The organism is Bradyrhizobium sp. SZCCHNR1051 (assembly GCF_032489615.1).
GTDB lineage: Bacteria > Pseudomonadota > Alphaproteobacteria > Rhizobiales > Xanthobacteraceae > Bradyrhizobium.
Map to the genome: position 1 here is coordinate 290,434 of NZ_JAUEYJ010000006.1, position 11,884 is coordinate 302,317.

Here is an 11,884-nt window from a genome sequence, read left to right on the forward strand (position 1 = left end):
ATTGAAGGCGGACCCCGCAGAAACAAAAAAACCATGCGCAAGATTGCAGGGCGCTGGATTGCGATCAGCGCCCTGCGATCCTGCCATGGTTTTCTTATTTCGGATGGCGTCCATCCTTCTCGTAAGTAACGGGCACCTTGCCCGTCACGCCCAGCGGCCGGATTGCTGCTGAGGCGTACTGCACGGTCCGGGCAGGATCAGTCGAAGAGCGCATCTGCCTCTTTCCAGATCCAGCCAGACCGCATGATCCCGGATTCGCGAACGCCGCGATCGAAGCGGCGTCCTCGGCATCATGCCATCAACGCGCGCAACACCCCGCGCGCTCATTCCCAGTCGAAGCTCAACGGCGAATGTTGTGCTTCTCGAGCAGCGCCTTGTAGCGCGCCTCGTCGTTCTTCTTCAGATAGTCCAGCAGCGAACGGCGGGTCGAGACCAGCTTCAGGAGGCCGCGGCGGGAGTGGTTGTCCTTGCCATGGGTCTTGAAGTGGCTGGTCAGGTTGTTGATGCGTTCCGAGAGGATCGCAACCTGCACCTCGGGAGAACCGGTATCACCGGCCTTGGTGGCATTCGCCTTGATGATTTCCGCCTTGCGCTCTGCGGTCACCGACATCGTCAGTCTCTTTCGTTGCGACCGGAGCTGGCAGTCAGTCCGGTCAGGTTGAACACGCGCTTGGGGATGAGTTCGCCATTGCCAATTTCGGCAAGCGCCAGAAGGCGGCCTGCGACCGTGACATAGACTGTGCCGCTACTATTGGGCGCATCCCGTCCGCGCAACAAGACGGCCTGACCCCTGTGGAGCCTTGCCGCATCAGCCCGAGTGACGGCCAGTGCCGGGATGTCGTCCAGCGCGGTCTCAACGGGCAAGAGTGCGTCGGCGAGGCTTCCCTCACCGGACGCGGCTCTATTGCACAAAGCCTCCAACTGTTCCAGCGGAATCATGTCGTTCTCGGTAAACGGACCCACCAGGGTCCGCCGGAGCGCGCTGATATGGCCGTAACAGCCGAGGATTCGGCCCATGTCGCGGGCCAGCGCCCGGACATAGGTTCCCTTGCCGCATTCCGCCTCGAACACCGAATGGTCCGGGTCGGGCTGGTCGACGAGGGTCAGTTCATGGATCTCGACCGGGCGCGGCTGGAGCTCGACGACCTCGCCGTCGCGGGCGAGATCATAGGCGCGCTCGCCCTGGACCTTGATCGCGGAATAGCGCGGCGGCGTCTGCTCGATCCGGCCGGTAAATTGCGGCAGCAGCGCCCGGATCGCCGCGGCATCCGGCCGGCTGTGGCTGGTCTCGACGACCCGTCCTTCGGTGTCGTCGGTATCGCGCTCCTCGCCCCAGGTCACGGTGAAGCGGTAGCGCTTGCGGCCGTCCATCACGAACGGGACGGTCTTGGTGGCTTCGCCGAGCGCGATCGGCAGGCCGCCGGAGGCGAGCGGATCGAGTGTGCCGGCATGGCCGGCGCGCTTGGCCTGGAACAGGCGCTTCACCACCGCCACGGCCTGGGTCGAGGTCATGCCGATCGGCTTGTCGAGCACGACCCAGCCATGGACGTCGCGGCGATCGCGGCGTGGCTGGTTGCCCTGACCGTTTCCTTGGCGCTGCTTGTTGCGCGGATCGTTGTTGTCGCGCGGCGGGCGTCCGTCGGCAGAATGGATCGTCTTGGCGGCGGTCGGTTCGGCGCTCGGCGCGTCGACAGTGCCGGTTTCGGGGGGAATGGTCATCAGCTCTCTTCCGAATCCGAATTGAGGTCTCTCTGCACCGCGGGTGTTCGCAGTAATTTCTCGATCCGTTCCGCTTCGTCGAATCGCTCGTCGACGCGGAAGCGGATGTCAGGTGCAAATTTCAGGTTAACGCGCCGCGCGATGTCGCCGCGCAGGAACTTCTTGTTGCGCTCCAGCGCAGCGAGCACGACGTCCGTATCCTGTCCGCCGAGCGGCATGATGTAGATCGTGGCGAGCTTCAGGTCGGGCGACATGCGGACTTCGGGCACCGTAATGATGTGTCCCTCCAGGTCCGGGTCGTGCACGTCACCGTGGCTGAGAATGTCGGCGACAGCGTGACGCACGGTCTCGGCCACGCGCAACTGACGCTGCGAGCCGCCGGAAGCGGCGCTTCCCCTCTGGTGATGGCGAGGCATTTTTCAAAAATCCAATGGATCGTCGCCCGGCGTGAGCACGGGCGAGAGGATCATTCTGATTGAGTTCAACGACGCTTCGTTAAGTTCAAGGGACGCAGCGATTCCGCATGCGCACGGAATCGCTGCTCACTCGAATTGCAGCGCGCTCTGTAGGATTCGGACTTACAGCGAGCGCTGGATGGTCTCCACGCGATAACACTCGATGACGTCGCCGACACGCATGTCGCCGTAGCTCTCGAAGGCCATGCCGCATTCCTGGCCGGCCTGCACTTCCTTCACTTCGTCCTTGAAGCGCTTCAGGGTCGACAGCTTGCCCTCGTGAACCACGACGTTGTCGCGGATCAGGCGGACATTGGCGCCGCGCTCCACGGTGCCGTCGGTGACGCGGCAGCCGGCGACCTTGCCGACCTTGGAGATGTTGAACACCTCCAGGATCTGCGCATTGCCGAGCATGGTTTCCCGAAGCGTGGGGGCCAGGAGACCGCTCATCGCCTTCTTCACGTCATCCACGAGGTCGTAGATGATGTTGTAGTAGCGGATCTCGATGCCGTTGCGCTTGGCGAGCGCGGCCGCTTCCTTGTTGGCTCGTACCGAGAAGCCGATGATCGCGGCGTTGAAGCCTTCGGCCAGCGTCACGTCGGACTCGCTGATGCCGCCGACGCCGGCATGCAGGATGCGGGCGGCGACCTCCTCGGTGCCGAGCTTCTCCAGCGAGCCGAGAATGGCCTCCAGCGAGCCCTGCACGTCGGCCTTGATGACCAGCGGGAATTCCTTGCGGCCCGCAGTCTTCAATTGCGACATCATCTGTTCGAGCGAACCGCGCATGCCGGAGATCGAGGCTGCCGCGTTCTCGCGCTTCTGGTGCGCGCGGTAGCTGGTGACCTGGCGGGCACGGGCTTCGTTCTCGACGACGGCGAGACGATCGCCGGCTTCCGGCGGACCATTGAAGCCGAGCACCTCGACCGGCACCGACGGGCCTGCTTCCTGCAATGTCTCACCCTGATCCGAGATCAGCGCGCGGACGCGGCCCATCTCGGCGCCGGCAACGATGATGTCGCCGACCCGCAACGTGCCGCGCTGGACCAGCACGGTGGCGACCGGGCCGCGGCCACGATCGAGCTTGGCTTCGATCACGGTGCCTTCGGCCGGGCGATCCGAATTGGTCTTGAGGTCGAGAATGTCGGCCTGCAGCGCGATCATTTCGAGCAGACGATCGAGGTTGGTCTTGTTCTTGGCGGACACCTCGACGTCGACGACCTCGCCGCCCAGCGATTCGACCTGCACCTCGTGCTGGAGCAGCTCGGTGCGGACGCGCTCGGGGCGGGCGTCGGGCTTGTCGATCTTGTTGATCGCGACGATCATCGGCACCTTCGCCGCCTTGGCGTGGTTGATGGCCTCGATCGTCTGCGGCATGACGCCGTCATCGGCCGCGACCACCAGCACCACGATGTCGGTGACCTTGGCGCCGCGGGCGCGCATCGCGGTGAACGCGGCGTGGCCGGGCGTGTCGATGAAGGTGATCTTCTTGCCGGAATCCGGCGCGGTCACCTGATAGGCGCCGATGTGCTGGGTGATGCCGCCGGCTTCGCCCGAGACCACGTTGGCGTGACGCAGCGCGTCGAGCAGCGAGGTCTTGCCGTGGTCGACGTGGCCCATCACGGTCACGACCGGCGAGCGCGGCTCGGTGTCGGTCGAATCGTCGACGACGTCGAACAAACCCTCTTCGACGTCGGATGCCGCGACGCGCTTGACGCTGTGGCCGAGCTCCTCGGCGATCAGCTGCGCGGTGTCGGCATCGATCACGTCGGTGATCTTGTGCATCGCGCCCTGGCGCATCAGCAGGCGGATCACGTCGACCGCGCGCTCCGACATGCGGTTCGCCAGCTCCTGGATGGTGATGGCTTCCGGAATCGTCACCTCGCGGACGAGCTTCTCCTTCTGCTCGTTGGCGGCATGGCCCTTCAGGCGCTGCGTGCGGCGGCGGAACGAGGCGATCGAGCGCTCGCGCACATCGTCGGCCGTCAGTGCCGTGACCACCGTCAGGCGGCCGCGCTGCTTCTGCGGACCCGGCTTGTGCGTGGTCTTCGGCGGCGGTGCAGGACGTGCGGCTCCGCCGGGACCCCTGCGGATCTGGCGCGGACCCTCATCCTCGTCCGGACCGGCGGCAACCGCCGCCGGCGCGCGGCCGAGCGGACCGCCGGCGGCAGGACGGGCGCCGGCCGGGCGTGCGCCCGCCGGCTGAGCGCCGCCGGGCCGCGAGCTCGGACCACCAATCTGCTGCGGCCGGCTGCCCGGTGCGCCGACGGGCCTGCCGGGGGCGGGCGTCGAGCGGGCCGGTGCGGTCGCGGCGGGCTGCGGCGCGGATGTCGCCGGACGGGGCGCCTCGCCTTCGCCGAACCGCTTCTTGGCCTCGAGCTCGGCCTTGCGCTTGGCTTCCTCTTCGTGGCGGTGGCGCTCTTCCTCGGCCTTGCGGCGCGCCTCGGCAGCCTCACGCTCGGCGCGTTCGGCGGCTTCGCGCTCGGCGCGGCGGCGCGCCTCCTCTTCGGCCTGGCGGCGTTCCTCGATGTCGCGCACGCGGGCATCGGCCAACGCGCTGGCGCGGGCCGACCGCTCGTCCTCCGTCAGGGTGCGCAACACGACCCCGGATCCGCCGCGCTGCGACGAGCCGGATGGGCGCGGTCCGGATGAGCGCGGCGATGGCGGGGGCGGCGGCGCCTTGGCGACGGTCGGCTCCGGCGCATGCGGAGCATCGGGCCCCCCATCGCCGACGCGGCGCTTGCCGCGCTTCTCGACCACCACCTGCTTGCTCCGGCCATGTGGGAAGCTCTGGCGTACCGTGCCGGTCTCGACGCGCGGCTTCAGCGTCAAGGTCTTGCTCGGGACACTCAGTTTCTTGTCGCCCGGAGTGTTGTTGTCGGCCATTCAGTCGTCCTAATCTCGTTACCAGCGTGCGGGCTACCGCACCGTCTCATTCGTGCAATCGTCGCGATGTCTTCGTAGCTATGGCTTCAAAGTGCTATGTCTTCGAAGTCGAAGCAGATTTCGTGGCCGCGGTTCCGGCAATCTTGTCAGCGTCGGCCGACCGGTATCGGACCAGTGTCTGGCTGCGCGACAGGAATGTCCTGCTCGCCGGGCCTGCGAGCACGGCAGCATGTATCACATTTGAGCGCCCAAGTGCCAAATCCAATTCTGCCGAAGTGAGACAGCAGATGATCGGAATTGTCGGGGCTTGGCCCTGGTCCCCGTCGTTCGGCCGCACCAGCGCGTCGAGCTTGCGGATCCCGTCGGCTGCGCCATCCGCGGCATGGACGAGGGCAGCCAATGTCGACCGCGATTGCCGCTGCGACAGCGCCGCTTCCACCTTGGAGAAACCGGAGACGACCTGGCCGGCCTTGGCGGCAATCCCCAGCGCTTCGATCGCGCTGCGGGCCAGCAAGGCTTCCAGGTCTTCGGCAAGGGTCGGCGGGACGCGGACGTTGGTCTTGAAGCCTCGGCTGAAATGGTGACGCCGCACCGCCTCCGCAACCGCCTGGCGCGAGGCGGTGATCCACAATCCCCGACCGGGCAGCTTGCGCTTGATGTCGGGCACGACCTCGCCCGACGGTCCGACGACGAAGCGGATCAGCTCGCCGATCGGCCGCACGTCGCGGCTGACCGCGCACATGCGCATGGTCGCGGACTTCTCGGTCCGCGGTCCATTGTCGAGCTCGGGGTCGGCCAAAGCGAGCATGCGGTGATGCGGCTCCTCATCTCAAGCGAGCTGGGTCAGGGTGGGGGTCATCGTGCCGTCCATGGGGCGAGCCAAACGGGTCAGGCGGGCTGTCCTTCGGTCGCTTCGTCCTCATTCTCGGCTTCCGCTTCGGTCTTGGCGAGGTCGGCCTCACTGATCCAGCCGGCCTTGACGCGGGCCTGCATCACCATGGCTTCGGCGTCGTCGCGGGAGACATCGAGACCGTCGAGAATGCCGGGGAATTTGGTGGCTTCGCCGCCCTCCTTGCGCTCCGTCCAGCCGACCAGATCGTCGGTGGCGCAGCCCGCGAGATCCTCGACCGTCTTGATGTCGTTCTCGCCGAACTTGACCAGCATCTTGGTGGTGACACCGGGCACGTCCTTCACCGCGTCCTCGACGCCGAGCTCCTTGCGCTTGGCCTCGAGCTCGGCTTCCTGCTGCTCGAGGAATTCGCGGGCGCGGGTCTGTAGCTCGGTCGCGGTCTCCTCGTCGAAGCCCTCGATGCCGGCGAGATCCTTGAGGTCGACCAAAGCGAGCTCCTCGACCGAGGTGAAGCCTTCGGACGCCAGCAGCTGGCCGACGACCTCGTCGACGTTCAGCGATTCCATGAATACGCGCGTGGAATTCTCGAAGTCGGCCTGACGGCGCTCCGATTCCTCCTGCTCGGTCAGGATGTCGATGTCCCAGCCGGTCAGCTGCGAGGCGAGGCGGACGTTCTGGCCGCGGCGGCCGATGGCGAGCGAGAGCTGGTTGTTGGTGTCGGGCACCACGACCTCGATGCGCTCGCGGTCCTCGTCGATGACGACCTTGGCGACCTCGGCGGGCGCCAGCGCGTTGACCACGAAGGTCGCGATGTCGGGCGACCACGGAATGATGTCGATCTTCTCGCCCTGCAGCTCGTTCACCACGGCCTGCACGCGCGAGCCGCGCATGCCGACGCAGGCGCCGACCGGATCGACCGAGGAATCGCGCGACACGACGCCGATCTTGGCGCGCGAGCCGGGGTCGCGGGCGACCGCCTTGATCTCGACGATGCCGTCATAGATTTCCGGCACTTCCTGCGCGAAGAGCTTGGCCATGAACTGCGGATGGGTGCGCGACAGGAAGATCTGCGGGCCGCGGGTCTCGCGGCGGACGTCGAACACATAGGCGCGGACGCGGTCGCCGTTGCGGAACACCTCGCGCGGCAACATCTCGTCGCGGCGGATGATGGCCTCGCCGCGGCCGAGGTCGAGGATCACGCTGCCATATTCGACACGCTTGACGACGCCGTTGACGATGTCGCCGATGCGGTCCTTGAACTCCTGATACTGCCGGTCGCGCTCGGCTTCGCGCACCTTCTGCACGATGACCTGCTTGGCCGACTGCGCGGCGATGCGGCCATATTCCAGTGGCGGCAGGGTGTCGGCGATGGTGTCGCCGATCTGCGCGCCCGGATTGGCGCGGCGGGCATCATCCAGCGAGATCTGGTTGGAGGGGTTCTCGACCTTCTCGACCACCAGCATGTGGCGCGACAGCCGCAGCTCACCCTTCTTCGGATCGATCTCGGCGTGAACGTCGGTCTCGCTGCCATAACGAGCGCGGGCGGCCTTGGCGATCGCGTCTTCCATGGCAGCGATCACGATGCCGCGGTCGATCGACTTCTCGCGTGCGACGGCGTCGGCGATCTGCAGCAGTTCCAACCGGTTGGCGCTGACGGCCATGGCTCAAATCTCCTCTAATCAGGATCGATCTCGCCTCTGCGCGCGCGGTCGGCGGCGAGGCGATGTTTCTTGGTGTTGGTCGGCAGCGGCTTCTTGACCGGCTGCTTGTCCTTGGATTTCGGTTTTGGCTTGGCCTGGGCCGCCGGCTTGGCGTGCGGCGCCAACGGTGGCGCCAGCCCGAGGTCGCGCTTCTTCTCGCGCTCGGCGGCCTTGCCGCGGCGCATGGATTCGGCGATCAGCTCGTCGGTCAGCACCAGCTTGGCGTCGCCGATGTCGGCCATCGGCAGCACGACGTCCGGCTCCTGGTCCTTGGCCACGTCGTCGCGGATGATGCGCACGCCGTCGCCTTCGACCCCGGCAATGATGCCGCGGAAGCGTTTGCGGTTCTGATGTGCCGCCGCCATCTCGATCTTGACCAGATGACCGGCGTGGCGGGCGAAATCGGAACGGCGGACCAGCGGCCGGTCGATGCCCGGCGAGGAGATCTCGAGCCGGTAGGCGCGGTCGATCGGGTCGGCGATGTCGAGCACCGGCGACAGCGCCCGCGACACCGCCTCGCAATCCTCGATCTGCATCGTGCCGTCGGGACGCTCGGCCATCACCTGGACCGTGCAACCACCTTCGCCCGAAATGCGGATCCGCACCAGGCGGTACCCCATTCCCTGCAGCACCGGGTCGGCCACCGCCGCCACGCGCGCCGCAACGCCCGGCTCGACGACGAGACGGGGCTCGGTCAGGAGGTCGGTGTCAGCGGCTGCGAACGTAGGTTCCGTCATCGAGGCGTCGATCGCGTGTCTTGCTTGGTTGGGCCGTGGGGCCTGTTCGATCGCGCTCACCGGACCGATCCCGCCCGCGGCGGAGCGATCCAGGTAACAAAAAAGAGCGGGTCCGGAAGGGCCCACCCTCACTACGCGATCGTATATGAGATGATGTTTGATGGCGCTCATATAGCCGCTTTGCCGCCTGACGGCAAGGGTCGTGTCGGCTCAAACGGGGCCTGGAACCGGGAATTCACTCCGCGCCGAGACCGCGGATCGGATCGTTTTCCCCGACCGGCAACGGCTGAATGCCGCAGGGTCTAACCCTTCATTCACCAAGATCGCTTAAAAATGAGCTGAGTTCGCGCTTTTCGCCCCGTCGTCATGCCGCAAGGAGCGGAGCGGACGGAAACGTGTCGTGTTGCGTATCGAGTAGACGTCATGACCCCCGCTACCGCGCTGATCCCCGGCCTCGGCGGGATCGTCAGGGATGGTAATGCTGAACGCGGCCTTGAGGCCACGCGCCGCATCGCCGACCTGTTCTTCGAGGATGCGACGAAGCTGCGTCCCGAGCACATCAATCTGTTCGACGGTCTCCTGATCGATCTGGTCCCGTTCGCGGATCTGCCGACGCGGATCGATCTGGCGGAACGGTTGTCGCGGCTCCTCAGGGCGCCACGTGCCGTCGTCAGCCGGCTCGCGCGCGACGACGAGGTTGGGGTGGCGGGTCCGCTGTTGCGCCGTTCGCTCGTGCTCGACGACCCCGCGCTCATCAACATTGCGCACGACAAGAGCCAGGGTCATCTGCTCGCGATGGCGGAGCGGCCGCGCCTGTCGGCTGATATGACGGACGTGCTGGTGCGCCGTGGTGATCGCGACGTGGTGCGGCGGACCGCTGCCAATGATGGCGCAGCGTTTTCCCCGCGCGGCTATGCCGCGCTGATCCACCGCGCGAGTTCCGACGGCGTGCTGACCCTCACGGTCGGTCGGCGCGACGATGTTTCCGACGATCATCTGAAACAACTGCTGGCCGGCTCGCTCGATGTCGTCAGGCGGCGGCTGTTCGATGTCGTGCGGCCGGACAAGCAGGCGAGGATCAAGCAGGCTCTCGCCGAGCTTGCCGATGCGGCGCGCGCAACGAACAGCGCGCGCAATTTCGTGCCCGCGCAGCGGACCATCCTGTCGCTGTATGAAGCCAGCGGCTTGGACCAGTCGGCGCTGTTCCGCTTCGCATCCGAGCACAAATACGAAGAGGTCATCGCGGCGCTCGCCGCAATGACCGGACTTAAGATCGCGACGCTCGACCGGCTGGTGTCGGGCGATCGTCACGATCCGCTTCTGATCCTGGGGCGCACGATCGGGCTCGACTGGCGCACCGTGCATGCACTGATCCTGCTGCGCCTCGGACCGAAACGCGTGCCGGCGCAGCGCGACATCGATGCGATCAGGGTCAACTACGCGCGCCTGCTGCCATCGACCGCCGAGCGTATCGTCGCGTTCTGGAAGACACGACATTGAACGACGTCGCCGGCATAGCGGTCAGCGCCGGCGGAAGACCAGATAGTTGGCGACGCGGCCTTCGCGCGTCGCCTTCCGTCCGTAGCGCGTCATGGTGTAGCCCGGCCAGGGCAGGCGCCAGTCGTCGGCGCGCTCGGCCGTCCAGGCGAAGTCGGGCGAACGCAGCAGATGCCACAGCGTCCAGGCGCAATAGTCGGCGATGTCGCTGACGAAGCGGAACTCGCCGCCGGGCTTCAGGACGCGCGCCATCGCGGCGACCGTTGCATCCTGCACGAAACGCCGCTTCCAGTGCCGCCGCTTCGGCCAGGGATCGGGATGGATCAGGTCGATCCGCTGCAGCGACTGCGGCGGCAGCCAGGCCAGCAGCTCGGCGGCATCGCCCGCCAGCAGCCTGATATTGCCGATGTTGTCGGCCTCGATGGCCGACAGGATCTTGGCCATGCCGTTGACATAGGGCTCGCAGCCGATGAAGCCGGTGGTCGGAAACGCCTTTGCTTCGGCGGCAAGATGCTCGCCGCCGCCAAACCCGATTTCCAGCCGCAGCGCGTCGACCGGCTGATCGTACAGCGAAGGCAGCACGGCTTCCGCGGGCGCGGCGAGATCGAGCGCGAGGTGCGGCAGCAGGTTGTCGACCAGGCCGGCCTGATGCGCCCGCAGCTTGTGGCCCTTGCGCCGGCCGAAGAACGAGCCCTGACCATGCAAGGCCTCGGTGCTGGCGTGATCGTCGTCGACAGGCATGTTGATCGCGGTGCTCATCGCAGGGTTTGATAGAGACGGTAGAGCAGCCTTGTCCGCGGCTCGATCGAGGAGATGTACATCTGCTCGTAATGCGTATGCGCGCCCTTGCCGTCGACGCCGAGCCCATCGAGCGTCGCCGTGAACGGTGCGGTGAAATTGCCGTCGGAACCGCCGCCCGTGTGGGTGTCGACGAGCTCGAATCCGATCTCTTCGGCCAGGGATTTCGCATGCTCGAACAAGGCCGCGCCGGCGTTGCCCTTGACGTAAGGCGGCCGGTTCACCTCGCCGCTGACTTCAACCGTGACGCCATCGCTGCGCGAGGTCAGCCCCAGGATCTTGGGCAGGATTTCCTCTGCATCGGCTGGCGTCGGTAGCCGCGCATCCACCTCCGCATGGGCTTCCTCTGCGATGACGTTGGGACGTGTGCCACCGCGCACCACGCCGACATTCACGGTAATGCCGCGCGCGGGGTCGTTGAGCGCTTCGAGCGCATGGATGACGTTGGCGAGTTCGCGGATCGCACTGCGTCCATCCTGTGGACGCGCGCCGGCATGCGCGGGCACGCCGCGGATGGCCACGTCGAACCGCGCCACGCCCTTGCGCCCGGTCACGATCTTGCCGCCGTCACGCGCCGGCTCGGTGACGAGGACGTATTTGGCCTTGCGGCCCTCCTCCTCGATCAGCGCGCGCGAGGTCGGGCTGCCGATCTCTTCATCCGAGACGAACAAATGAGTAATGCCGAGCGGCGATTCTTCACCGCCTGCGCAGAGCTGACGAAAGGCGTGAAAGGCGAGATACGCGCCGCCCTTCATGTCGTAGATCCCCGGACCGTACGCGACGTCACCGTCGACCGAAAACGGCAGCCGCGCGATGAACCCGATCGGGTGCACCGTATCGAGATGGCTGAGGACCAGAATTCCGGGCTCGGCCTGTCCCCATGACGAGCGCGCGATGAGATGGTCGCCGCAGCCGTCGCGTCCGGCGATCCGTTCGATCGTAGCATCAAGCCCGCGATAGCCATCCGCGACAAGGGAAGCCAGCTTGTTGACCTGATCAGGCGCCTCGGTTGGGGTCTCGATCTCGACCCATTGGCGGATGCCTTCGAGAATTGTGCGACTATCGAACGGGCTGCTGCTGGTGGTCATGAGCTTTGTAAATCGTTCTCGATGGTTACGAAGTGGTAGCAGGCGGTGGACGCGCTGGCGCGTCGCAGGGCGGGTTGGCGGCTGGGACGCCGGAGTTCCAGGCCACATGTGCATAAAACGATTTAGAGCGCGATAGCGTTTCCCGAAGGGGAGCCAT

General features: G+C 66.3%; 10 protein-coding genes. 1 reads left to right on the forward strand and 9 read right to left on the reverse strand.

What is annotated here, in order from left to right; translation table 11 throughout:
* Positions 1-340: 340 nt before the first annotated feature.
* From rpsO to rimP, 7 genes are all read right to left on the reverse strand, one after another.
* Positions 341-610, reverse strand: a complete 270-nt coding sequence (rpsO, locus tag QW868_RS09820; protein ID WP_009025947.1) for a 30S ribosomal protein S15 — start codon at positions 608-610, stop codon at positions 341-343.
* Positions 611-612: 2 nt separating this feature from the next.
* Positions 613-1,719: a tRNA pseudouridine(55) synthase TruB gene (gene truB / locus QW868_RS09825; RefSeq protein ID WP_315812176.1), complete on the reverse strand. Its 1,107-nt coding sequence runs from the start codon at positions 1,717-1,719 to the stop codon at positions 613-615.
* Complete coding sequence (gene rbfA, locus QW868_RS09830) at positions 1,719-2,135, reverse strand: 30S ribosome-binding factor RbfA (RefSeq protein WP_315735600.1); 417 nt, start codon at positions 2,133-2,135, stop codon at positions 1,719-1,721. The genes truB and rbfA overlap by 1 nt, the downstream gene beginning before the upstream one ends.
* A gap of 162 nt (positions 2,136-2,297) precedes the next feature.
* Complete coding sequence (gene infB / locus QW868_RS09835) at positions 2,298-5,057, reverse strand: translation initiation factor IF-2 (RefSeq protein WP_315735598.1); 2,760 nt, start codon at positions 5,055-5,057, stop codon at positions 2,298-2,300.
* Between the two features lie 94 nt (positions 5,058-5,151).
* The gene (locus QW868_RS09840; RefSeq protein ID WP_315735596.1) at positions 5,152-5,865 is read right to left on the reverse strand and encodes an RNA-binding protein; all 714 of its coding nucleotides are present in this window, start codon (positions 5,863-5,865) and stop codon (positions 5,152-5,154) included.
* 80 nt (positions 5,866-5,945) lie between these two features.
* Positions 5,946-7,568: a transcription termination factor NusA gene (nusA, locus tag QW868_RS09845; RefSeq protein WP_316177831.1), complete on the reverse strand. Its 1,623-nt coding sequence runs from the start codon at positions 7,566-7,568 to the stop codon at positions 5,946-5,948.
* A gap of 14 nt (positions 7,569-7,582) precedes the next feature.
* The gene (gene rimP / locus QW868_RS09850) at positions 7,583-8,344 is read right to left on the reverse strand and encodes a ribosome maturation factor RimP (protein ID WP_315784409.1); all 762 of its coding nucleotides are present in this window, start codon (positions 8,342-8,344) and stop codon (positions 7,583-7,585) included.
* 423 nt (positions 8,345-8,767) lie between these two features.
* On the opposite strand from rimP, the gene QW868_RS09855 reads away from it, so the two are divergent.
* Positions 8,768-9,844: a DUF2336 domain-containing protein gene (locus tag QW868_RS09855; RefSeq protein WP_316230430.1), complete on the forward strand. Its 1,077-nt coding sequence runs from the start codon at positions 8,768-8,770 to the stop codon at positions 9,842-9,844.
* 21 nt (positions 9,845-9,865) lie between these two features.
* On the opposite strand, the gene trmB is transcribed toward QW868_RS09855, so the two are convergent.
* Both trmB and QW868_RS09865 read right to left on the reverse strand, forming a co-directional pair.
* Positions 9,866-10,600, reverse strand: a complete 735-nt coding sequence (gene trmB / locus QW868_RS09860; protein ID WP_316230431.1) for a tRNA (guanosine(46)-N7)-methyltransferase TrmB — start codon at positions 10,598-10,600, stop codon at positions 9,866-9,868.
* Positions 10,597-11,727 carry a M20 family metallopeptidase gene (locus QW868_RS09865; RefSeq protein WP_316230432.1) on the reverse strand — a complete coding sequence of 377 codons (1,131 nt, stop codon included), beginning with the start codon at positions 11,725-11,727 and terminating at the stop codon, positions 10,597-10,599. Before QW868_RS09865 ends, trmB begins: the two co-directional genes overlap by 4 nt.
* Positions 11,728-11,884 lie beyond the last annotated feature (157 nt).